Raw genomic sequence first — 21,001 nt, 5'->3', positions numbered from 1 at the left:
AGGATGATTAAACGCCGATTAACCTTCGAGCAGCGAGCGCAGCATCCAGGCGGTTTTTTCGTGAATGTCCAGGCGCTGGGTCATTAGGTCGGCGGTGGGCTGGTCATTGACTTCGTCGGCCACGGTGAATACCGCGCGCGCCGTCTTGGCCACAGCCTCATGGCCCTTGACCAGAATGCCGATCATCTCCTGAGCCTTGGGCGGCTGCGCCGGCACGTCGGCCAGGCTGGAGCGCGAACTGAAACCGTGATAGGAGCCGGGCACGGAGAAGCCGAGTGCGCGGATGCGCTCGGCGATCGGATCGACCGCATTCCACAGCTCGGTGTACTGATCCATAAACATCAGATGAAGGGTGTTGAACATCGGCCCGGTGACGTTCCAGTGGAAGTTGTGCGTGGTGAGATAGAGCGTGTAGGTATCGGCCAGCAGATGCGAGAGCTGCTCGGCCACTTTGGCGCGGTCGTCATCCGAAATGCCGATGTGAATCGGGGTCGATGAGGCATGCAGAGTGCTTTTGCTCATGATGTTCCTTTCAGTCTGTTGGTTCAGGGTTAACCATAGCGCCCGGCGGCAAACCGGTGCAAGCGCAGGGCATCAATAAAACGAGAGATCGGTCAGTCAGTCAGTCGCAGCACTCAAGCGCCATAGCCTTCCGGGTTGCCCTGCTGCCAGCGCCAGGCGTCGGCGCAGATGGTGTCGAGCCCGCGTTTGGCGCTCCAGCCCAGAAGGGCTTTCGCCGCCGCCGGATCGGCCCAGCATTCGGCGATGTCGCCCGGGCGGCGCGCCACGATTTCATACGGCAGATCGCGGCCGATGCTCTTGCCGAAGGCCTGCACCATCTGCAGCACCGAGTAGCCTTGGCCGGTGCCGAGGTTGACGGTCAACATGCCCTCATGGCCTAACAGATAACGTAGCGCTGCCACGTGCCCCTCCGCCAGATCCATGACATGGATGTAGTCGCGCACGCCGCTGCCGTCCACCGTAGGCCAGTCGCCGCCGAACACCCGCAGCTTCTGCAGGCGGCCCACCGCCACCTGGGTGATGTAGGGCATGAGGTTGTTGGGAATGCCGCGCGGGTCTTCGCCGATGAGCCCGCTTTCGTGCGCACCCACCGGGTTGAAATAGCGCAAACGGGCGATGCGCCAATGCGGTTCGGCCCGGTGCAGATCGCCGAGAATTTCTTCGATCATCAGTTTGCTGCGGCCGTAGGCATTGGTCGCGCTGAGCGGAAAGTCTTCGCGAATGGGCGTTGAGGCCGGATCGCCATAGACCGTGGCCGACGACGAGAAGATGAGGTTGTGCACCTTGGCGCGTTGCATCGCCTCGAGCAAAACCACCGTGCCGCCGACGTTGTTGTCGTAGTAAATCAGCGGTTTTTCCACCGACTCACCCACCGCCTTCAGTCCGGCGAAGTGGATCACGGCGTCGATCTTGTGCTGCTCGAACACGGCGTCGAGCCGCGCCGTATCGCGGATGTCGGCCTGCACGAATGCAGGGCGCTTGCCGGTGATGCGCTCCACCCGCGCCAGCGACTCGGCACTGCTGTTGCACAGGTTGTCGTACACCACCGGGATGTAACCCGCTTCGATGAGGGCGACGCAGGTGTGCGAGCCGATGTAGCCGGCGCCGCCGGTGACGAGGATGGTGGCTGTGGTCATGTCGTTTTGCGGTGAAAGTCGAGGAATGGAAGGGAGAAGGGTTTCCCCTATTCTGCCTTGTCAACATGAGGCACGCGCATCGCACGCGCATCATTCACGCGGGCGCCCCGTTACGATGCTGCGCCATGACCCCAGAAGCCCGCAACGACGCCCCACCTTCCCCCTGGATAGTCCGCCATGCCTCGCTGCTGCGCGCGGGCGGCAGGGTGCTCGACGTCGCTTGCGGCGGAGGCCGCCATGTGGGCTGGCTGCGGCAGCGCGGCCATACGGTGTTTGCGGTGGATCGCAACGCTGAAGCCCTCGCCGGGCTGCGCGATCTGGCGCAGGTACAGGTGGCCGACCTGGAAGCCGGTCCGTGGCCCTACGGCGAACAAACTTTCGATGCGGTGGTCGTGACCAACTATCTCTGGCGCCCTTTGCTGCCGCGCATCGTGGAAGCGGTCGCCCCCGGCGGCTTTCTGTTCTACGAAACCTTCGCCCTTGGACAAGCCAGCGTGGGCAAGCCGTCGAATCCTGATTTCTTGCTGCGCCCCGGCGAGTTGCTCGACGCGGTGCGCCCGGCGCTGCGCGTACTGGCCTTCGAAGACGGCTTTGTCCAAGCGCCTCGCCCCGCGTATGTGCAGCGCATCGCCGCCGTGCGCGAAGCGCCCAACGCCAGCGCGGCAGACCGATACAATCTTCCCATTTGACAGGCAGCTCACAAGCAGCACACGCAGACCAATGTCCTCCCAACCTCTGGTCATCCGCGGCAGCATCGTCGCCCTGGTGACCCCTATGCACTCCGATGGCAGCGTGGACTACCCCGCGCTGCGCAAGCTGGTCGACTGGCACATCGAACAAGGCACCGACTGCATCAGCCCCTGCGGCACCACGGGCGAATCTCCCACCCTGCCGGTGGACGAGCACATCGAAATCGTGCGCACGGTGGTCCAACAGGCGGCTGGCCGCGTGCCCGTTATGGCCGGCGCCGGTGCCAACTCCACCAGCGAAGCCATCGAGCTCTCCAAGCGCTGCCAGGAAGTCGGGGCCGATTGTGTGCTCAGCGTCGTGCCCTACTACAACCGTCCCACGCAAGACGGCATGGTGGCGCATTTCACCGCCATCGCCGAGGCGATCGACATCCCCGTGGTGCTCTACAACGTGCCGGGCCGCACCGTGGCCGATATGCAGGTGGACACTGCCCTGCGTCTCGCCCAGGTGCCCGGCATCATCGGCGTCAAAGAGGCCTCAGGCAACATCGACCGCGCCGCACAGCTCATTCGGCGCGCTCCGTCTTCGTTTGCCATCTACTCCGGCGACGACCCGACCGCCGTGGCGCTGATGCTGCTGGGCGGGCACGGCAACATCAGCGTGTCGGCCAACGTCGTTCCACGCCGCATGCACCAACTGTGCACGGCCGCGATGGCGGGCAACGCCGCGCTGGCCAGCAAACTGCATTTCGAGCTCATCGAGCTCAATCAGCTACTGTTCTGCGAGCCCAACCCCATACCCGTCAAGGAAGCACTGCGCCTTATGGGTCGCATCGACTCGGGCCTGCGACTACCCCTGACCCCCTTGCAACCGACCTTTCACGCCCCGTTGCGCGCGGCCCTGCAAGCGCTGGGCCTGCCGGTGGTTCACTGATTTCGTTCACTGATTTTCCCCATTCACCCCTTCGCATCTCCGAGACCTTCTTGCGTATGAACCTATCCAATCACTGGCGGTTGAGCGCCTTGGCCATTGCCCTGAGCGCCGGCGCCTTCCTCAGCGGCTGCTCATCCCTGAACACCGTTGTTCAGGGCAAGGGAGTGGACTACGAAAGCGCCAAACAGGGCAATCCGCTCGAAGTGCCGCCCGACCTCACCCAACTGGCGCGACAAGAGCAATACGTCGTTCCGGGCAGCCCCAATGCCCCGGTGAGCGCGCTCGCTTACGACAAGGGAGTGCAAACCGCCGAGCAAGTCGCCAAGACCAACACTGTTTTGCCGCAATACCCGGGCATGCGCATCGACCAGGCGGGCGGTCAACGCTGGCTGGTGGTCGACTCCAGCCCCGATCAACTCTGGGAAAAAGTCAAAGGTTTCTGGCAGGAAAACGGCTTCTATCTCACCCAGGCTGATGCCACAACCGGCGTGATGGAGACCGACTGGGCGGAAAACCGGGCCAAACTGCCGCAGGACTTCATCCGCAAGTATCTCGGCAAGGTGTTCGACAGCCTGTACGACACCGGCACGCGCGACCGCTTCCGCACGGTGTTCGAGCGCACACCCGACGGCAAGGGCACGCAGATCTACATCACCCACCAGACGATGAAAGAGGTCTACAACTCCAACGACAAATCGACCACGGCCTGGGAGCCCGCAACACCCGATCCGGGGCTCAACACCATCTTTTTGCGCAAACTCATGGTCACCCTGGGTCTGAGCGAGGAGGCGGCGAAACAACGCATCGAAAATCCGGTGCAACTGGCCCAACCCGTGGCCTCAAAACTCGTGGACGACGGCCTGGCGCTGCAATTACAAGACGGCTTCGAAACCGCTTGGCGTAAGGTCAGCCTGGCGATCAATACTGCAGGCTTCACCGTGATTGAACGCAACCGCGCAGAAGGCCGCTTCGATGTGCGCTACATCAGTGCTGAAGCCGCGCTCAAGGCCTCGCAGGACAGCACGGGATTTTTCGGCAAGCTGTTCGGCAAAAAGGAAAGCGAGCCCAAACCGGCCGACTACCGCATTGCCCTGCAAAACGCCGGGACACAAACCGTGGTGACCGTGCAGACGCTTGAGGGCAAGCCGCTGCGGACCGACGACGCGCGCAAGATCCTGCAAATCCTGCAACAGCAGATTCAGTAAGTCGTAAGTCACCCAAGACCATGGCCCACTAGAGGGCTATGGTCGGCCAAAATTTAGACCACAAAAAAGCCGGCTTGCGCCGGCTTTTTTGCGTCTGCAAAGAAATTACTTGGCAGCGCTGGCGCCAGATGCAGCAGCAGCCGGGGCCGAAGCAGCGGCGGGAGCCGAAGCAGCAGCGGGAGCCGAAGCAGCAGCAGGTGCCGAGGCCGGAGCCGAGGCAGCAGCGGGGGCAGAGGCAGCAGCGGGAGCCGAAGCAGCCGGAGCGGCTTCTTCTTTTTTACCGCAAGCGGCCAGGGCGAGAGCGGCGATCATGGATGCCAGCAGAAGGGACTTTTTCATTACTTTCCTCTAAGCGTCAGTCAAAATGGGGGTTGGCCCGAAAAAATTCTTTACCGTCCTGATTGAACCCAATCGCAACCAGAACCGGTTTGCATATCAAGTTCAGCGCATAAGTATAGTGGGACTTCGGGTTATCCCCGTGTTGCAATTTCAAGGTTCCGAATTGCCGTGTTGCAAAATTGTCACAAACCCAGAATCACCGCAGGAAATGCCGGGGTGGCCTGCTCCCAGACCTCGTCGAAACGCATGCGCAAGGCGTGCACACGCGCAGCCGTCTGCAAGGTCTCACCCGACATCCATGTCGCGGTATGTGCATAGACGGCGCAGCGAGGCGATCCTGCCATTTCGACTAATCCGCGAGCGCCCGTTTCGGCAATCTGGCGACAACTCACCAGGTGAGCAAAGTCGCGGCGGAACGCGGCGAAGCGCGGAAAACGGCCTCTCACCTGGCTCCAGTCCAGCGCCAAAAACCGCAGGGCATCGAGACGTCTGGCATCGCGCAGCGCCCATTGCTCCAGTTGCTGGATGAACGCGGGCTGATTCAACGGCCAGGCGCGATAGTCGGCGCTGAAACAGTAAAGACTCGCTCCATGATCGGCCACCAGCGCGCCGAGGGCCGCATAGGCTTGAGTGCGCGTCTCGAAGGGCAGGTCTTGGCCGGGCGGTGTCATCTGAATATCACCTGAATCTGCTACCAGGGCAAACTCTCGGCCGAACAGCCCGGCTGCAACCAGCCGATGGCGCACCAGTCGGCCAAGGCGGCCAGCTCTGCCGAAGTCGCCGTCTGAACCTGCGCAGCGCTCAGGTTTTGCTGATCGGCCAGTTGGCGCAGCAACGCGGAGGACGCCAATGCAGCTTCCACCGCCTCTCCATTGAGGAACAGCGCCTGCGCGGTGTAGAGCATTTTGCTGCGGCGATTGAGCCGACAACCCGTCTGCCGACACGCGCGGCGCAATGTAGCTGCAGGGGTTTCGACGCTTTCGAACCAGACCTGGGGCTTGGGGGTGGTGAGATAGAGACCGAGCACGTTCTCGAACATCGCAGCGTCGGGTTTGAGGCGGCTGAAAGCCTCGCGGGCAAACCTCACCATGGCCGCAGGAAGCAGCGCGGGAGACGCCCCCGAGCGCAGCGGCGGATCGCGGTAGATCGCGCCGCCTTGCTGCGCTTCCGCCAGTTGCCACAGCACTTCCTTGAGCAACTCGCCCTGCGGCGGCGCGCGAAAGCCCACTGAGTAAGTCATGCAATCGCCGCTGGCCGCGATGCCGTCGTGGCCCCAGCCAGGGGGCAGATAAAGCATGTCGCCGGGTTCGAGGATCAGGTCTTCCTCGGGCGTGAATTTCGCCAGCAGCTTGACCGGTTTGCCGGGTTGTAGCGTGGCGTCTTCCACCGGACCGATGCGCCAGCGCCGCCGTCCGGCGGCTTGCAGCAGGAATACGTCGTAAGCATCTTGGTGCGGCCCAACGCCGCCGCCCTCGCTGGCCCACGAAATCATCAGATCGTCGAGCCGCGCGTCGGGAATGAAGCGGAATTGCCGCAGCAAATCGCCTGCGGCATCGACGTGCAGGTTCACCCCCTGAACCAGCAGCGTCCAGTTGCGCTGTTCGACGGGCGGAAGCTGCTTGCGCGAAAAAGGCCCGTGATCGAGCTGCCAGCGTCGGCCCGCGCGCTGCAACAGGCGCGATTCGACATCGTCCTGCCCGGCCAGAGCAAACAGTTGCGCCCGGCTGAGCAGGGGCTTGAAGCCCGGAAAGGCCTGGCGCAGCAGCAGCGGTTTACGCTGCCAGATTTCGCGCAGAAAGCGGGCTTCGGTGAAGGCCCCCCAATGAAGCGTCGCAGTTGACATCTTTGTCATGTTCCAATGCGGGCGAACTTTTGGTCGTTCCCCGTTTCCATATTCAAACTCCAGTGAGCATAACCATGAAAATTACCGAAGGCCTTGTCGCCACCCTGTCCTGGCGCATGACAGACTCGCAAGGCGAGTTGATCGACGAAAACGCCGAAGGCGACGACTTCTATGTCGGCGGCGACGATCTGCTGCCGCGCATGGCCGAGCAGATGCTGGGCATGGGCGTGGGCGACAAGGGCGACATCTACCTGCAGCCCGAAGATGCGTTCGGCGACTACGACGCCGACTTGCTGCTGGTCGAAGACCGCAAGCTGTTTCCCGCCGAACTCGAAGAGGGCATGATGTTCGAGCAATTGCCCGAGGGCTGCTCGCCGGGCGATGCCGATGCCTTCTACACCGTGACCGAAATTCACGACGACAAGGTGCTGCTCGACGGCAACCATCCGCTGGCCGGTATGGCGCTGCGGATCGAATACACCGTGCTCGACGTGCGCGAAGCCGATCCCGACGAAATCGAGGCGCAGAGCGCGCTGCTCGATTCGGCTGATGCAGGGCTGTTTCTCCCCGGCGAGAAATAAACCTCGCGGTAAACCCCGCCGGTATTCAATTCATTCTCGGTTTTTCTGCTGCGCGCTGGCCGCTTCGCGCGCCAGCCGCGCTTTTTTGCGCGCGCGCCATTCCAGCCGCAGGTGCAAACTCCAACCGAACAGGGTGATGAAATAACCGGCAACGGCCAGAATGAGCGCCAGCAGCGGCACGCCGACGAACAGCGGCGTGCCCAGATTCCAGGCCCAGTGCGCCAGCGCGACGGTCGAATCCCAGAGGTGCAGCCAGTCGAAATCGGGCGGCGCGGTGAGCCTGTGCGCAGCATGCGCGGGGCTGACCAGCACGCCGAGCTTGTAGGCCACGAGGTAGAGCGGCACGATGGTGAGCGGATTGCTGTAGAGCGTCACCACCAGAGCGATGGGAAAGTTGCAGCGCACCATCACAGCCAGAATGCCCGCGGTGAGCATCTGGAACGGGCCAGGAATCAAGCCGCCGATCATGCCCGCCGCCACCGCCAGCGCCACGCTGCGGCGGTTCAGGCTCCACAGCGCCGGGTGCGCAATGTATTTGGCGAAGGGACGCAGCCACGGGCTGCTTTGCATCACCTCGAACTTGCGTACCAGCAGCTTGGCCCAGCGACGCGCCATGTCACAGCCCTATGGGTTTGCGCGGATCAGTGCGCGCCGGTGGAGCCAAAGCCCCCGGCGCCGCGCTCGGTGGCGTCGAAGTGCTCCACCACCTCCCACTGCGCCTGCACCACCGGCACGATGACCATCTGCGCGATGCGTTCCATCGGTTGCACGGTGTAGGCCGCGCTGCCGCGGTTCCAGCAGCTCACCATCAGCGGGCCTTGATAGTCGGAATCGATCAGCCCGACCAGATTGCCCAGCACCACGCCATGCTTGTGTCCCAGGCCGGAGCGCGGCAGCAGCATGGCGCACAGGCCGCAGTCGCCGATGTGCATGGACAGGCCGGTGGGAATGAGCTCGGCCTGCCCCGGTTGCAGGGTCAGCGGGGCGTCGATGCAGGCGCGCAGATCCATGCCCGCGCTGCCTGGGCTGGCGTAGGCGGGAAGCTGCTCGCGCAGACGGTTATCGAGAAGGCGGACGGCGATGCGGTGATGAGACAAGAGGATTCCTTGGTGGATGAAGCGATTGAATCGCGGAGGGCGGCGCAGACCGCTCAGAGGCCAGCACGTTCAAGCCGGGCCGCGATCTCATTAATGAGCTTGCGCGCCAGCACGAGCTTGTCGCCGCTGCCCAGAGGGTGATGACCGGTAGCGTCGAACAGTTCCAGCCGGTTGTCGTCGCGGCCGAAAGTGTCCGACCCGAGATTGCCCACCAGCAGCGGCACATTCTTGCGCACACGTTTGGCTGCGGCGTGTTCCGCCAGTTTTTCGCTCTCGGCGGCAAAGCCCACGCAGAACGGCGGCTGCGGCAAAGCGGCTACCGTGGCGAGAATGTCCGGGTTGGCCTGCAAGGCAATGGTCGGAGCGCCCTCGCCTTCGCGCTTTTTCTGTTTCTGCGCTTGAACCTGTGCAGGCCGCCAGTCGGCCACGGCCGCGGTGGCGATGAACACCTGCGCGGCGCCAACCTGCGCCATCACCGCGTCGAACATCTCCTGCGCGCTGGTCACGTCCACCCGCTGCACGCCATGCGGCGCGGGCAGTGCGGTCGGGCCGCTGACCAGCACCACGCGCGCCCCGGCCTCACGCGCCGCCCGGGCCACGGCGTAGCCCATCTTGCCGCTGGAGCGGTTGGTCAGGCCCCGCACCGGGTCGATAGCCTCGAAGGTGGGGCCGGCGGTGACCAGCACGGTGCGGCCTTTGAACAATTTGGGCTGAAACGCGGCGACGATGTCTTGCAACAGCTCTTCGGGTTCGACCATGCGGCCTTCGCCGACCTCGCCGCAGGCCTGCTCGCCCGCGGCCGGGCCGCTGATCAGTGCGCCGTCTTCGCGCAGCCGGGCGACGTTGCGCTGCGTGGCCGGATGACCCCACATCTCGCGGTTCATCGCCGGGGCGAACAGCACGGGTTTGTTGGACGCCAGCAGCAGGGTGGAAAGCAGATCGTCCGACAAGCCACCCGCCGCCTGCGCGAGCACATTCGCCGTAGCTGGCGCGACGACCACGAGATCGGCGGCGCGCGTCAGCTCGATATGCGCCATGCCGTTGCCCACGCGGGTATCCCACAGGTCATCGAACACCGGCCGACCGGTGAGCGCCTGGAAGGTCGCGGCGCCGACAAAGCGCGCACCCGCAGCCGTCAGTACGACCTGCACCGTCGCCCCCGCCTGGACCAGCAGCCGCGTCAACTCGGCCGCCTTGTAAGCCGCGACTCCGCCGGTGACGGCGAGAACGATGTGTTTGCCCTGCAGATCCATCGGCACTCCGTGCGATCAGGCGCCGAGGCGCTGTTGCAGCAGGCTCTTGGCCTGGGCCAGCGCGGCGTCGATTCGCTCGGGTTGCGTGCCGCCAGCCATGGCGAAGTCCGGCCGACCGCCGCCCTTGCCGCCCACGGCCTGCGCCGCGGCACTGACCAAGTCGCCGGCCTTGATCTGACCCACGCGGTCAGCGCTCACTCCTGCGGCGAGCTGCACCTTGTCGCCCTCGGCGCTTGCCAGCAGCACCACGGCCGTCTTGAGTTTGGACTTGATGCGGTCCACCGCTTCGCGCAAGCCCTTGGCGTCCAGCCCGTCCATGCGCGCCAGCAGCACGGCCGTGCTGCCCATGGTGATGGCCTGCGACACCAGGGCGTCGCCCTGAGCGGCGGCCTGCTGCGCCTTGAGCTGGGCCAGGTCTTTTTCGAGCTGGCGCAGCTGCTCTAACAGTTGCTCGACCTTGGCCGCAGACTCCTCGGCCGGCGCCTTCAGGGTGCGCGACAGCCGCGCGACCAGCGCGTTCTGCTTCTGCACAAAGGCCAGCGCATTCAGGCCGGTGATGGCCTCCACCCGGCGGATGCCCGCGGCCACACCGCCTTCAAACACGATCTTGAACAGCCCGATGTCGCCGGTGCGCGCCACATGGGTGCCACCACAGAGCTCGCGCGAGGTGCCGATGTCGAGCACCCGCACGGTGTCGCCGTACTTCTCGCCGAACAGCATCATCGCACCCAGCCCCTTGGCCTCGTCGATGGGCATCACGCGGGCTTGGGTTGCGGCATTGGCCAGAATTTCCTCATTCACCAGGCGTTCGACTCGGGCGATCTCGTCGTCGCTCATCGGCGCGTCGTGGGCGAAGTCGAAGCGGGTCTTGTCGGCATCGACCAGCGAGCCCTTTTGCTGCACATGATCGCCCAGCACCAGACGCAGCGCCTTGTGCATCAGGTGGGTCACACTGTGGTTGCGCATGACCGCCTGACGGCGCTCGCCGTCCACCTGCGCGGCCACGATTTCGCCCACTTTGAGGCTGCCCGACTCGAGCGTGCCGTGGTGGCCGAACACATCGGCCTGCAGCTTTTGCGTATCGTGCACGACAAAGCGCAGATCGCAGGAGTCGCCCTCGAACAGCACACCGCTGTCGCCCACCTGCCCGCCGGATTCGGCGTAGAACGGCGTGCGGTCGAGCACGACCACGCCTGGGTCACCGGCCTGCAAGGTTGGCACCGAAGTGCCATCCTTGTAGAGCGCGACCACGCGCGCCTCCTTCACCAGCAGATGCTCGTAACCGTCGAAGCGGGTCTTGTCGCCGACGTAGTCGAGCGCGGCCTGCATCTTGAACTTACCCGCTGCGCGCGCCTGCTCGCGCTGGCGGGCCATGGCGGCGTCGAAAGCGGCTTCGTCGACCTTGACCCCATGCTCGCGGCAAACGTCTTGCGTGAGGTCGAGCGGGAAGCCGAAGGTGTCGTGCAGTTTGAAGGCGAGTTCACCGGCCAGCAAATTACCGCCCGCAGCGCGCAGCGCAGCCAGTTCGGTGTCGAGCACGCCCATGCCATGTTCGATGGTCTCGAAAAAGCGCGCTTCTTCCGCCTGCAGCACTTCGGCCACGCGGCCTTGCGCCTCGGCCAGCTCGGGATAGGCCGCGCCCATCTGCGCCACCAGATCGGGCACCATTTTGTAGAAGAACGGCTGGCGCACGCCCAGCTTGTAACCGTGGCGGATGGCGCGGCGGTTGATGCGCCGCAGAACATAGCCACGCCCTTCGTTGCCCGGAATCACGCCATCGACGATGAGAAAAGCACAGGCGCGGATGTGGTCGGCGATGACCTTGAGCGAGGCATGTCCCAGATCGGCGGTCGCGGTCTCGCGCGCAGCGGCCTTGATGAGGGCCTGAAACAGGTCGATTTCGTAATTGCTGTGGACATGCTGCAGCACCGCGGCAATGCGCTCCAGGCCCATGCCGGTATCCACGCAGGGCTTGGGCAGGGGCTTCTGGCGGAAGACGGCCAGCTTGTAGCCTTCGCCATCCTTGCTCACCAGACCGATGCCGCCCTCGGCCTCGACGGCCTGTTTGCGCGCGGTGGCCTGATGTTCGGTCTCGAAGCGCTCCTCGCCAGCGGCATAGCGCTCGAACTGCATGAACACCAGGTTCCAGATCTCGATGTAACGGTCGCCGTCTTCTTCGGCCGAGCCGGGTGGGCCACCCCAGATCTCGGGGCCGTGGTCGTAGAAAATCTCGCTGCAGGGCCCGCAGGGGCCGGTATCGGCCATCTGCCAGAAGTTGTCGGAGGCGTAGCGGGCGCCTTTGTTGTCGCCAATGCGGATGATGCGCTCGACCGGCACGCCGACTTCCTTGGCCCAGATGTCGTGGGCCTCGTCGTCTTCTGCATACACCGTCACCCATAGCTTCTCGGCCGGGAGCTTATAGACCGTGGTGAGCAACTCCCAGGCGTAGCGGATGGCTTCGCGCTTGAAGTAGTCGCCGAAGCTGAAGTTGCCCAGCATCTCGAAGAAGGTGTGATGCCGCGCGGTGTAGCCCACGTTCTCCAGATCGTTGTGCTTGCCGCCGGCGCGCACGCAGCGCTGCGCCGTGGTGGCGCGCTTGTAGGGACGCTGGTCCTGCCCGAGGAACACGTCCTTGAACTGCACCATGCCCGAATTGGTGAACAGCAGGGTGGGGTCGTTACCCGGCACGAGCGAGGAAGACGCCACACGGGTGGAACCCTGCGACTCAAAATAGGCCAGAAATTTTTCGCGGATGTCGGAGACGTTCATGGGGCGGGTAAGTGGCTGTGGCACGGGCGCGGAACTGGCTCTGGCGCACGATCATGCAAAAGGTTAGATTTTAGGGCTTACAACCTATCCCCGTTCACCCCAACCGGAGCTTCCATGAACCGGCCCGCCAATCCGCTGTCCCTGCTCAAAGACCCCACGCTGTTCAAGACCCAGGCCTATATCGATGGCCAGTGGATCGATTCCGCCCGCCGCTTCGCGGTCACCGACCCGGCCACCAATGCCGAACTGGCGCAGGTGCCCGCGCTGGAGCCGATGCACGCGCAGCTCGCCATCGACGCCGCAGATGCAGCCTGGCCCGCCTGGCGCGCCCTGCCGGCCAAGCAGCGCGCCGCCATCCTGCGCAAGTGGTTCGATCTGCTCGTGGCCAACGCCGACGACCTGGCCCGGCTGATGACCGCCGAACAGGGCAAGCCGCTGGCCGAGGCCAAGGGCGAAGTGCTCTACGGCGCCAGCTTTGTGGAATGGTTCGCCGAAGAAGCCAAGCGGGTTTACGGAGAAACCATTCCCAGCCCGGACGCCACCAAGCGCCTGCTCGTCCTCAAGCAGCCCGTCGGCGTCTGCGCCGCGATCACGCCGTGGAATTTCCCGCTGGCCATGATCACCCGCAAGGTCGCGCCCGCACTGGCCGCCGGCTGCCCCGTGGTCATCAAGCCCGCCGAACAGACGCCGCTGACCGCGCTGGCCGCAGCCGAACTGGCCCACCGCGCCGGTATTCCGCGCGGCGTGCTCAACGTGCTCACCGCCGACGCCGAAGGGTCGATCGCCATCGGCAAGCTGCTGTGCGCATCAAAGGTGGTGCGTCATCTGTCGTTCACCGGCTCCACCGAGGTCGGCCGCATTCTCATGGCGCAGTCGGCGCCCAGTATCAAGAAGCTGTCGCTAGAACTTGGCGGTAACGCGCCCTTCATCGTGTTCGACGATGCCGATCTCGACTCGGCCATCGAAGGCGCCATGGCGAGCAAGTACCGCAACGCCGGCCAGACCTGCGTCTGCGCCAACCGGCTGTATGTGCAGGACGGCATCTACGACCGTTTCGTCGAGCGTCTGGCGCAGGCCGTGGGCAGCCTGAAAATCGGCAGCGGCTTCGATGAAGGCGTGAATCTGGGCCCGCTGATCGACGATCAGGCGCTGGCCAAGGTCGAGAAGCACATCAGCGACGCCACCTCCAAGGGCGCGCGCATGGTGGTGGGCGGCAAGCGGGTGGAGACCGGCCCCCATGCCGGACGGTTCTTCCAGGCCACCGTACTGGCCGATGTGACCAGCGACATGCTCTGCGCTAGAGAGGAAACCTTCGGCCCGGTGGCGCCGGTGTTCCGCTTCAAAACCGAAGCCGAGGCCATCGCCGCGGCCAACGCCACCGAATTCGGCCTGGCCGCCTACTTCTTCAGCCGCGACGTCGGCCGCATCTTCCGCGTGGCCGAGGAACTCGAATACGGCATGGTGGGCATCAACACCGGCCTGATGTCCAACGAAGTCGCCCCCTTCGGCGGCGTAAAACAGTCCGGCCTGGGCCGCGAAGGCTCGCATCACGGCATCGACGAATATGTCGAAATGAAATATCTCTGCCTGGGTGATTTGAACAAGTAATCCAGAGACTTTGCCTCATAAAAAAACCATTCAAAATAAGGCCCACGCCGATTATTTTCGGGTGGGCTTTTTTTGCGATTTCCCGCACCCAAGGTGGGCACATCGCATGATTTACTCGCCGGAGTATTTAATTCGATGTGACTGTTTGTGTCATTTAGTACAAATTCTCAAAGACTTTTACCAAATCATGCCAATCATCAGGGTTTCCACTGGCGCTGGACTCTTGAGCGCCCAGGGTGCGTTGCAGCAAAATGCAAGCCTTATAAAGGATGAAGCTCATGCCGAACACGACTATTTTGCGCGCAGAGGGACTGAGTAAACAGTTTTCCGGATTTGCCGCAGTTCAGAATGTCAATCTGCAGGTTAACGAAGGCGCCATTCACGCGCTCGTCGGCCCCAACGGCGCCGGAAAAACCACCTGCTTCAATTTATTGAGCAAATTCATTACACCCACTTCAGGTGAAGTTTATTTTCAGAATCGACCTATTACCCATCTGCAGCCGGCAGATATTGCCCGGCTTGGTCTGTTGCGTTCCTTTCAGATCAGTGCCACCTTTTCTCAGATGACCTTGCTCGAAAACGTCCGCGTCGGTTTGCAGCGGCAGGCCGGGCTGGCCACCCAGTTCTGGCGCTCGACCCGGGCGCTCGATCGCCTGAATGACGAGGCGATGCAGTTTCTCGAACTGGTCGGACTCGCCAGCCAGGCCCGTCGTGCGGCAGCCAGCCTGCCCTATGGCCACAAACGGGCGCTGGAACTCGCCACTACGCTGGCCATGAATCCCAAGCTGATGCTGCTTGATGAACCGACTCAGGGCCTGGGCCACGAAGACGTGCAACAGGTGACCGAACTCATCCGCCGCGTCGCGCGGGGGCGCACCGTTTTGATGGTCGAACACAATATGTCGGTCATCTCCAGCATCTGCGACCGCGTGACGGTCATGCAGCGCGGACAGGTCCTGGCCGAAGGCAGTTACGGCGAGGTTTCGCGCAATCCCGAGGTGATCGCCGCCTATATGGGCGAGGCCGAAGAGGAACTTGCCCTATGAGCAGCGTCGCCGACGCGTCTTCCGCGGTCCAGGCGACAGCATCGGCACCGCCGGCCACCCACGGCAGCCCGCCGTCCGCACTGGCCATCGAGAATCTGCATGCCTGGTACGGCGAATCGCATGTGCTGCATGGGGTGAATCTCACCGTGGAGCCGGGCGAGACGGTGTGCCTACTCGGCCGTAACGGGGCGGGACGCACCAGTACGCTGCGCGCCATCATGGGACTCACGGGTCGACGCACCGGCAGCATCCGCGTTGCGGGCACCGAAGCCATCGATCTGCCCCGCCACCGCGTGGCGCCGCTGGGCGTGGGCTATTGCCCCGAGGAACGCGGCATCTTCGCCAGCCTTTCGGCGCGGGAAAACCTGTTCCTGCCGCCCGACCTGAAGACGGGCTTTTCTGGCCTAAGCACCGACGAGATCTACGCCCTGTTCCCGAATTTGAAGGAACGGGCCCATAGCCCGGGCACTCGGCTGTCGGGCGGTGAGCAGCAGATGCTGGCGGTGGCGCGCATTCTGCGCACCGGTGCGCGCCTGATGCTGCTCGACGAGATCTCCGAAGGGCTGGCTCCGGTCATCGTGCAAGCCCTGGGACGCGCGATCACGGCACTCAAACACAAAGGCTTCTCTGTTCTGCTGGTTGAACAGAACTTCCGGTTTTCCGCCCATCTCGCCGACCGCTTTTATGTGATGGAGCGCGGCCAGATCGTTCTGGAAATTAACCGTGCGGATTTGCAGAAAAACAGAACGGCACTGCAAAACCTGCTCGGCGTCTAAGCGCGCTCGAATGCGCAAACCCTTTTGGAGACTCCCATGAAACTCAAAACCCTCGCCTCTGCCCTCACCCTGGCCCTGGGCACACTGGCCTCGGCCAGCGCCGCAGAGCCCCCCGTCAAGATCGGCTTCATCACCGATCTGTCGGGCGTTTACTCTGCCGTGGACGGCCCCGGCGGAGTGGCCGCCATCAAGATGGCCATCGCCGACTTCGGCGGCAGCGTGCTCGGCCGTAAAGTTGAACTGGTGAGCTTCGACCACCAGAACAAGGCCGACCTGGCCGCTGGCAAGGCCAAGGAATACCTCTCGCAGGACGGGGTAGACATGCTGATGGGTGGCACCAACAGCGCCACGGCACTGGCCATGGAACCCATCGCAGCGCAATACAAAAAACCGTTCTTCGTCGTCGGCGCGGGCGCGTCGAGCATCGTCGGCAAACAGTGCACGCCCTACACCGTCATGTACGCCTACAACACCACCGCGCTGGCACGCGGCACCGCCAGCGCAGTGATCAAGAATGGTGGCAAGAGCTGGTACTTCCTCACCGCTGACTATGCCTTCGGCAAGTCGCTTGAGAACGAAGCCGCCAAGGTCGTGAAGGCGGACGGCGGCACCGTGGTTGGGCAAGTTCTGGCGCCTTTGGGTGCATCAGATTTTTCGTCTTATCTGCTGCAGGCCCAGGCTTCAAAGGCTCAAGTGCTCGGCCTGGCCAACGCAGGCGGTGATGCCGACAACGCGATCAAGCAGGCCAACCAGTTCGGCGTGACCAAGACCATGAAGCTCGCCGGCCTGCTGCTGTTCATCACCGACATCCACAGCGTCGGCCTGCCGGCTGCCCAAGGCCTGTACCTGACCACGCCGTGGTACTGGAACCAGAACGCGCAGTCGCGCGCCTGGGCCGAGCGCTACTTCAAGGAAATGCACGCCATGCCGACCTTCCTCCAAGCCGGAGACTACTCCGCCGCGCTCACCTACCTGAAGGCCGTGAAGGCCGCGGGCACGACCGATGGCACCAAGGTCATGGCCGAAATGCGCAAGATGAAAGTCAACGACATGTATATGAAGGATGGCTTCATGCGCCCGAGCGGGCTGATGATCCACGACATGTACCTGGAGCAGGTCAAGACCCCGGCTGAATCGAAAGAGCCCTGGGATTACTACAAGCTGGTGCAGACCATCCCCGGCAACGACGCCTTCGGCCCGGCCTCCGCCTACGGCTGCCCGCTGGACAAGTAAGAGCCGATGCCCGTCTCCGGCACGCGCAATGCCTGCCGGAGACGCTCCATCCATGGACTGACCGTCGAGGTGCCGCTTGACTGAATTGTTTGGTTTCCCCCTGCCCCTACTGCTCGGGCAACTCATGCTGGGCCTGGTGAATGGCGCTTTTTACGCCATGCTCTCGCTCGGCCTGGCCGTGATCTTCGGCCTGATGGACGTGGTCAATTTCGCCCACGGCGCGTTTTTCATGATGGGCGCCATGTTCGCCTGGATGGGCGGGCAATACCTGCATCTCAATTTCTGGTGGATGCTGTTGTTCGCTCCCCTGCTCGTCGGCCTATTCGGCATTGGGGTGGAGCGTGTCGCGCTGCGTCGGCTGCGCGGCATCGATCCGATCTACGGTCTACTGCTGACCTTCGGTCTCACCCTGCTGATCGAAGGCGTGTTCCGCTCGTTCTTCGGCGTGGCCGGCGCCCCCTACAACCCGCCTGAGCTGCTCAGCGCCACGCTCAATCTGGGATTCATGTACCTGCCCGCGTATTACCTCTTCGCCGTGGTCGCCAGCCTGCTGGTGTGCTTCGGCACCTGGCTGCTGATCGACCGCACCAAGCTGGGCGCGTACCTGCGCGCGGGCACAGAGAACCCGGCGCTGATCCAGGCGTTCGGCGTGAACTTCCCGCGCATGGTCATGCTGACCTTCGGTTTCGGCTCGGCCCTGGCTGGATTGGCCGGCGTGCTGGCGGCACCCGTCATCCAGGTCTCGCCGCTGATGGGCTCCAACCTCATCATCGTGGTATTCGCCATCGTGGTCATCGGCGGCATGGGCTCGGTGCTCGGCGCCATTGTCTCGGGCCTGGCGCTGGGCTTGATCGAGGGCCTGGCCAAAGTGTTTTATTCGCCGGTCTCCAACACGGTGGTCTTCATCCTGATGGCGCTGGTGCTGACCGTGCGTCCCGCGGGCCTGTTCGGCAAGGAGAAATGAACATGCTCGCGCGCTCCCGCTTGTACGTCGGCCTGCTGTGGACCCTGCTGCTTCTCGCGCTGATCGCCCCCTGGATCGGCCTCTATCCGGTGCTGGGCATGCGCATGATGTGCTTTGCGCTGTTTGCCTGCGCCTTCAATCTGCTGGCGGGCTACGCCGGGCTGATCTCCTTCGGCCATGCCGCGCTGTTCGGCGGCGCTGGCTATCTCACTGGCCTGGCGCTCACCACTTGGGGCTGGCCCACGCCGCTGGGCATTCTGACCGGGGTGGTCACCGCGCTGCTGATCGGTCTGGTGATGGGACTGCTTGCCGTGCGGCGCTCCGGCATTTACTTTTCGATGATCACCCTGGCGCTGGCGCAGATCGTCTACTTTTACGCCCTGCAGGCCCATTTCACCGGCGGCGAAGACGGCTTGCAGGGCATTCCCCGCAGCACGCTGTTCGGGCTGCCGCTGCAATCCGATCGGGTGATGTATTACTTGGTGCTGGCGGTGTTCGTCGCGAGCTGGTGGTTTATGCGCCGGGTGGTGAATTCGCCCTTCGGTCAGGTGCTGCAGGCCGTGCGCGAGAACGAGCCGCGGGCCATTTCCCTGGGCTATCGCGTCAACCGCTACAAGCTCGGCGTGTTTCTGATTTCGGCAGGTTTCGCAGGACTGGCTGGCGCGATGAAGGCCGTGGTCATGGGCTTCGAGACGCTCACCGATGTGCACTGGAGCACTTCGGGCCTGGTCATCCTGATGACCCTGGTCGGGGGTCTTGGCACCGATCTCGGCCCTATTCTAGGCGCGGTCATCATCACCGTGCTGGAAGAGAAGATGGGCACCATCTCCCGCTTCCTGGTGCACGCCACCGGGGTCGACTGGTTTCACCAACTCAACGATTCGGTGAGCATGGTGATCGGTGCCATCTTCGTGCTCTGCGTGCTGCTGTTTCGCCGTGGCATCGTGGGCGAGCTGCAAGCGCGGTGGATTGCGGGAAAGTAGCCTGGGCAAACAACAGGCAGGCATTCCACCCATCGGCCGTTGGTCTTGATGACCGCCCTTTTTCAATCCAGCCCCGCCAGCACCCGCACGTGTTCGGCCACGCTGCGGCCCAAAGCGCTAAGGTTGTAGCCGCCTTCCAGGCAGGAGACGATGCGGCCTTCGCACTGCGCCTCGGCAAAGTCCACCAGTTGGCGGGTGATCCAGGCGTAGTCGGCTTCCACCAGGCCCATCTGACCCATATCGTCTTCGCGGTGGGCGTCGAAGCCGGCGCTGATGAACAGCATCTGCGGCGCAAAGGTCCGCAGTCGGGGGAGCCACTGCTCGGTGACGATGTGGCGTACCCCGTCGCCCTTGGTGTAGGCCGGGACGGGGACGTTGACCATATTCGGCTGCCCGCCTTCCGCGCCGCTGTAGGGGTAGAAGGGGTGCTGGAAGAAGCTCACCATCAGCACCCGTTCATCGCCGCGGAAAATGTCTTCGGTGCCGTTGCCGTGGTGCACATCGAAATCGACGATGGCCACGCGATCCAGCCCGCGCACATCGAGCGCATGGCGTGCGGCAATGGCGACATTGCCGAGAAAACAGAATCCCATCGCCTGATCGCGAGTGGCATGATGGCCGGGCGGGCGGATGGAGCAAAAGGCGTTGTGCAGATGACCGTCGATGACGGCATCGGTCGCGCTGATGGCTGCACCGGCGGCCCGCAGCGCGGCTTGCCAGGTATGCGGATTCATCATCGTGTCCGCGTCGATCCACTCATGCCCCTGCTCGAAATCACCGCGCTTTTTGAGATCGGCGACATACAGCGCCGAATGCGCGCGCTCAACGTCCTCCAGGCTGGCGGGCGGCGCGTCGTCGTGGCGTTCGAGCCAAGGCGCAATCTGCGCGGCGATCAACCGGTCTTCAATGGCGGCGAGGCGCTGCGGGCATTCGGGATGGTCTGCCCCCATTTCGTGCAGGGTGCAGTCGGCATGGGTGTAGAAGCCGGTCGTCATGGTTCTTGTCTCCTGCGGCATATCCCCAGATTCGGGGGCATGCACGTCGTCCTCGTAGCATAGTGCGCTGTCGCCCCCCACTCCGCCGCTCGTGAAAACCCCAGCCCTGCCCAGTTTGCTCGACCAGCTCGAAACCATTATCAGAGGCAAGCGCCCGCAGGTGGAACTCGCCGTGTGCTGCCTCTTGGCCAGCGGTCATCTGCTCATCGAAGATCTGCCCGGGGTGGGCAAGACCACGCTGGCCCATGCCCTGGCCGCCACGCTGGGGCTGCAGTACGCCCGCGCGCAGTTCACCTCCGACCTCATGCCGGGCGATCTGCTGGGCATTTCGGTGTTCGACCGCAACCGCAGCGAGTTCGTGTTTCACCCCGGCCCGGTGTTTTCGCAGGTGCTGCTGGCCGACGAAATCAACCGCGCCGGGCCGAAGGTGCAAAGCGCCCTGCTCGAAGCGATGGAAGAGCGCCAGGTGAGTGTGGACGGACAGACGCGCCGCCTGCCCGAACCGTTTTTCGTCATCGCCACCCAAAACCCGTTCGACCAGCTCGGCACCTATGCCCTGCCCGAGTCGCAGCTCGACCGCTTTCTGCTGTGCATCTCGCTGGGCTACCCCAGCCGCGCCGCCGAGCGCGCCCTGCTCGAAGGCCGCGACCGGCGCGAGCTGATCGCGGAGCTGCAACCGGTGCTGACCCCCGAGCGCTTGATCGAGCTGCAGCGACAGGCGCAGGCCGTGCACGCCGCGCCCGCCCTGCTCGATTATGTGCAGGAGCTGCTCACGCAGACGCGCAACGGGCGCTGGTTCATCGAAGGGCTCAGCCCGCGCGCCGGTCTGGGCCTGTTGCGCGCCGCCCGGGCCTGGGCGCTGCTGCAGGGCCGCGACTACCTCATTCCCGACGACGTGCAGCAAGTCCTGCCGTTTGTTGCCGGGCACCGCTTGCGCACCCTCGACAGCCCCACGGTCAACCGCGCCGCCTCGTTGCAGGCAGTGCAATCGCTGCTGGAACACGTCCCGGTGTAAGGCCCGAAGGCCC

General features: G+C 63.8%; 21 protein-coding genes. 11 read left to right on the top strand and 10 right to left on the bottom strand.

The window, feature by feature from the left end; genetic code table 11:
• Positions 1 to 18: 18 nt before the first annotated feature.
• Together ABT24_RS02180 and galE are read right to left on the bottom strand one after the other, a co-directional pair.
• Entirely contained in the window at positions 19 to 522 is a 504-nt protein-coding gene (locus ABT24_RS02180) for a Dps family protein (protein ID WP_013122523.1), read from the bottom strand.
• A 113-nt stretch (positions 523 to 635) separates the two neighbouring features.
• Positions 636 to 1,658: a UDP-glucose 4-epimerase GalE gene (gene galE, locus ABT24_RS02175; protein ID WP_276728109.1), complete on the bottom strand. Its 1,023-nt coding sequence runs from the start codon at positions 1,656 to 1,658 to the stop codon at positions 636 to 638.
• A 125-nt stretch (positions 1,659 to 1,783) separates the two neighbouring features.
• Here galE and ABT24_RS02170 point away from each other — a divergent pair, with 125 nt between their 5' ends.
• From ABT24_RS02170 to bamC, 3 genes are read left to right on the top strand one after another with little or no spacing between them, the layout of a single operon-like run.
• Positions 1,784 to 2,347, top strand: a complete 564-nt coding sequence (locus tag ABT24_RS02170; protein WP_276728106.1) for a class I SAM-dependent methyltransferase — start codon at positions 1,784 to 1,786, stop codon at positions 2,345 to 2,347.
• A 31-nt stretch (positions 2,348 to 2,378) separates the two neighbouring features.
• Complete coding sequence (gene dapA, locus ABT24_RS02165; RefSeq protein WP_276728104.1) at positions 2,379 to 3,281, top strand: 4-hydroxy-tetrahydrodipicolinate synthase; 903 nt, start codon at positions 2,379 to 2,381, stop codon at positions 3,279 to 3,281.
• Positions 3,282 to 3,337: 56 nt separating this feature from the next.
• Positions 3,338 to 4,486, top strand: coding sequence for an NlpB/DapX family lipoprotein (gene bamC / locus ABT24_RS02160; protein ID WP_276708614.1), 1,149 nt, complete (start codon positions 3,338 to 3,340; stop codon positions 4,484 to 4,486).
• A 105-nt stretch (positions 4,487 to 4,591) separates the two neighbouring features.
• On the opposite strand, the gene ABT24_RS02155 is transcribed toward bamC, so the two are convergent.
• The 3 genes from ABT24_RS02155 to ABT24_RS02145 form a co-directional block, all read right to left on the bottom strand.
• Positions 4,592 to 4,825, bottom strand: a complete 234-nt coding sequence (locus tag ABT24_RS02155; protein ID WP_079668456.1) for a hypothetical protein — start codon at positions 4,823 to 4,825, stop codon at positions 4,592 to 4,594.
• A gap of 182 nt (positions 4,826 to 5,007) precedes the next feature.
• On the bottom strand, positions 5,008 to 5,496 hold the full coding sequence (locus ABT24_RS02150; RefSeq protein ID WP_276708615.1) for a DUF7931 domain-containing protein: 489 nt from the start codon (positions 5,494 to 5,496) through the stop codon (positions 5,008 to 5,010).
• A 20-nt stretch (positions 5,497 to 5,516) separates the two neighbouring features.
• Positions 5,517 to 6,668: a JmjC domain-containing protein gene (locus ABT24_RS02145; RefSeq protein WP_286737302.1), complete on the bottom strand. Its 1,152-nt coding sequence runs from the start codon at positions 6,666 to 6,668 to the stop codon at positions 5,517 to 5,519.
• A gap of 74 nt (positions 6,669 to 6,742) precedes the next feature.
• On the opposite strand from ABT24_RS02145, the gene ABT24_RS02140 reads away from it, so the two are divergent.
• Positions 6,743 to 7,249: an FKBP-type peptidyl-prolyl cis-trans isomerase gene (locus ABT24_RS02140; protein WP_013105072.1), complete on the top strand. Its 507-nt coding sequence runs from the start codon at positions 6,743 to 6,745 to the stop codon at positions 7,247 to 7,249.
• A 30-nt stretch (positions 7,250 to 7,279) separates the two neighbouring features.
• Here the strand turns inward: ABT24_RS02140 and ABT24_RS02135 are convergent, their stop codons facing one another.
• The 4 genes from ABT24_RS02135 to alaS are packed head-to-tail and all read right to left on the bottom strand — an operon-like array spanning position 7,280 to position 12,368.
• Positions 7,280 to 7,864, bottom strand: a complete 585-nt coding sequence (locus ABT24_RS02135) for a DUF2062 domain-containing protein (protein ID WP_156053269.1) — start codon at positions 7,862 to 7,864, stop codon at positions 7,280 to 7,282.
• Between the two features lie 26 nt (positions 7,865 to 7,890).
• On the bottom strand, positions 7,891 to 8,346 hold the full coding sequence (gene dut, locus ABT24_RS02130; RefSeq protein WP_276728097.1) for a dUTP diphosphatase: 456 nt from the start codon (positions 8,344 to 8,346) through the stop codon (positions 7,891 to 7,893).
• A gap of 53 nt (positions 8,347 to 8,399) precedes the next feature.
• Positions 8,400 to 9,599, bottom strand: coding sequence for a bifunctional phosphopantothenoylcysteine decarboxylase/phosphopantothenate--cysteine ligase CoaBC (gene coaBC, locus ABT24_RS02125; protein ID WP_276728094.1), 1,200 nt, complete (start codon positions 9,597 to 9,599; stop codon positions 8,400 to 8,402).
• Positions 9,600 to 9,614: 15 nt separating this feature from the next.
• Positions 9,615 to 12,368, bottom strand: a complete 2,754-nt coding sequence (alaS, locus tag ABT24_RS02120) for an alanine--tRNA ligase (protein WP_276728091.1) — start codon at positions 12,366 to 12,368, stop codon at positions 9,615 to 9,617.
• A 114-nt stretch (positions 12,369 to 12,482) separates the two neighbouring features.
• Between alaS and ABT24_RS02115 the strand changes: the two genes are divergently transcribed.
• The 6 genes from ABT24_RS02115 to ABT24_RS02090 all read left to right on the top strand — a co-directional run bounded on the left by ABT24_RS02115 (position 12,483) and on the right by ABT24_RS02090 (position 18,978).
• Positions 12,483 to 13,976 (top strand): NAD-dependent succinate-semialdehyde dehydrogenase, encoded by a 1,494-nt coding sequence (locus ABT24_RS02115; RefSeq protein WP_276728088.1) that lies wholly within the window; start codon positions 12,483 to 12,485, stop codon positions 13,974 to 13,976.
• 278 nt (positions 13,977 to 14,254) lie between these two features.
• Positions 14,255 to 15,022 carry an ABC transporter ATP-binding protein gene (locus tag ABT24_RS02110; RefSeq protein ID WP_276728085.1) on the top strand — a complete coding sequence of 256 codons (768 nt, stop codon included), beginning with the start codon at positions 14,255 to 14,257 and terminating at the stop codon, positions 15,020 to 15,022.
• The gene (locus ABT24_RS02105; RefSeq protein ID WP_276728082.1) at positions 15,019 to 15,798 is read left to right on the top strand and encodes an ABC transporter ATP-binding protein; all 780 of its coding nucleotides are present in this window, start codon (positions 15,019 to 15,021) and stop codon (positions 15,796 to 15,798) included. Before ABT24_RS02110 ends, ABT24_RS02105 begins: the two co-directional genes overlap by 4 nt.
• 36 nt (positions 15,799 to 15,834) lie before the next feature.
• The gene (locus tag ABT24_RS02100; protein ID WP_013105064.1) at positions 15,835 to 17,031 is read left to right on the top strand and encodes an ABC transporter substrate-binding protein; all 1,197 of its coding nucleotides are present in this window, start codon (positions 15,835 to 15,837) and stop codon (positions 17,029 to 17,031) included.
• A 76-nt stretch (positions 17,032 to 17,107) separates the two neighbouring features.
• Positions 17,108 to 17,995 (top strand): branched-chain amino acid ABC transporter permease, encoded by an 888-nt coding sequence (locus ABT24_RS02095; protein ID WP_276728079.1) that lies wholly within the window; start codon positions 17,108 to 17,110, stop codon positions 17,993 to 17,995.
• A 2-nt stretch (positions 17,996 to 17,997) separates the two neighbouring features.
• Positions 17,998 to 18,978: a branched-chain amino acid ABC transporter permease gene (locus ABT24_RS02090; RefSeq protein ID WP_276728075.1), complete on the top strand. Its 981-nt coding sequence runs from the start codon at positions 17,998 to 18,000 to the stop codon at positions 18,976 to 18,978.
• A gap of 62 nt (positions 18,979 to 19,040) precedes the next feature.
• Here ABT24_RS02090 and ABT24_RS02085 read toward each other — a convergent pair whose 3' ends face one another.
• Positions 19,041 to 19,973 carry a histone deacetylase family protein gene (locus tag ABT24_RS02085; protein ID WP_276728072.1) on the bottom strand — a complete coding sequence of 311 codons (933 nt, stop codon included), beginning with the start codon at positions 19,971 to 19,973 and terminating at the stop codon, positions 19,041 to 19,043.
• Between the two features lie 91 nt (positions 19,974 to 20,064).
• Here ABT24_RS02085 and ABT24_RS02080 point away from each other — a divergent pair, with 91 nt between their 5' ends.
• Complete coding sequence (locus tag ABT24_RS02080) at positions 20,065 to 20,988, top strand: AAA family ATPase (RefSeq protein ID WP_276728069.1); 924 nt, start codon at positions 20,065 to 20,067, stop codon at positions 20,986 to 20,988.
• Positions 20,989 to 21,001 lie beyond the last annotated feature (13 nt).

The organism is Thiomonas sp. SCN 64-16 (genome assembly GCF_001725585.1).
Lineage (GTDB): Bacteria > Pseudomonadota > Gammaproteobacteria > Burkholderiales > Burkholderiaceae_C > Thiomonas > Thiomonas arsenitoxydans.
The sequence above is the reverse complement of the archived record's forward strand: the minus strand, read 5'-3'. Positions and strand labels throughout refer to the sequence as shown.

Bases quoted from the DNA above. Each gene is read 5' to 3' on its own strand.
- ABT24_RS02180 (WP_013122523.1), bottom strand. From the start codon at position 522: ATGAGCAAAAGCACTCTGCATGCCTCATCGACCCCGATTCACATCGGC.
- galE (WP_276728109.1), bottom strand. From the start codon at position 1,658: ATGACCACAGCCACCATCCTCGTCACCGGCGGCGCCGGCTACATCGGC.
- ABT24_RS02170 (WP_276728106.1), top strand. From the start codon at position 1,784: ATGACCCCAGAAGCCCGCAACGACGCCCCACCTTCCCCCTGGATAGTC.
- dapA (WP_276728104.1), top strand. From the start codon at position 2,379: ATGTCCTCCCAACCTCTGGTCATCCGCGGCAGCATCGTCGCCCTGGTG.
- bamC (WP_276708614.1), top strand. From the start codon at position 3,338: ATGAACCTATCCAATCACTGGCGGTTGAGCGCCTTGGCCATTGCCCTG.
- ABT24_RS02155 (WP_079668456.1), bottom strand. From the start codon at position 4,825: ATGAAAAAGTCCCTTCTGCTGGCATCCATGATCGCCGCTCTCGCCCTG.
- ABT24_RS02150 (WP_276708615.1), bottom strand. From the start codon at position 5,496: ATGACACCGCCCGGCCAAGACCTGCCCTTCGAGACGCGCACTCAAGCC.
- ABT24_RS02145 (WP_286737302.1), bottom strand. From the start codon at position 6,668: ATGTCAACTGCGACGCTTCATTGGGGGGCCTTCACCGAAGCCCGCTTT.
- ABT24_RS02140 (WP_013105072.1), top strand. From the start codon at position 6,743: ATGAAAATTACCGAAGGCCTTGTCGCCACCCTGTCCTGGCGCATGACA.
- ABT24_RS02135 (WP_156053269.1), bottom strand. From the start codon at position 7,864: ATGGCGCGTCGCTGGGCCAAGCTGCTGGTACGCAAGTTCGAGGTGATG.
- coaBC (WP_276728094.1), bottom strand. From the start codon at position 9,599: ATGGATCTGCAGGGCAAACACATCGTTCTCGCCGTCACCGGCGGAGTC.
- alaS (WP_276728091.1), bottom strand. From the start codon at position 12,368: ATGAACGTCTCCGACATCCGCGAAAAATTTCTGGCCTATTTTGAGTCG.
- ABT24_RS02115 (WP_276728088.1), top strand. From the start codon at position 12,483: ATGAACCGGCCCGCCAATCCGCTGTCCCTGCTCAAAGACCCCACGCTG.
- ABT24_RS02110 (WP_276728085.1), top strand. From the start codon at position 14,255: ATGCCGAACACGACTATTTTGCGCGCAGAGGGACTGAGTAAACAGTTT.
- ABT24_RS02105 (WP_276728082.1), top strand. From the start codon at position 15,019: ATGAGCAGCGTCGCCGACGCGTCTTCCGCGGTCCAGGCGACAGCATCG.
- ABT24_RS02100 (WP_013105064.1), top strand. From the start codon at position 15,835: ATGAAACTCAAAACCCTCGCCTCTGCCCTCACCCTGGCCCTGGGCACA.
- ABT24_RS02090 (WP_276728075.1), top strand. From the start codon at position 17,998: ATGCTCGCGCGCTCCCGCTTGTACGTCGGCCTGCTGTGGACCCTGCTG.
- ABT24_RS02085 (WP_276728072.1), bottom strand. From the start codon at position 19,973: ATGACGACCGGCTTCTACACCCATGCCGACTGCACCCTGCACGAAATG.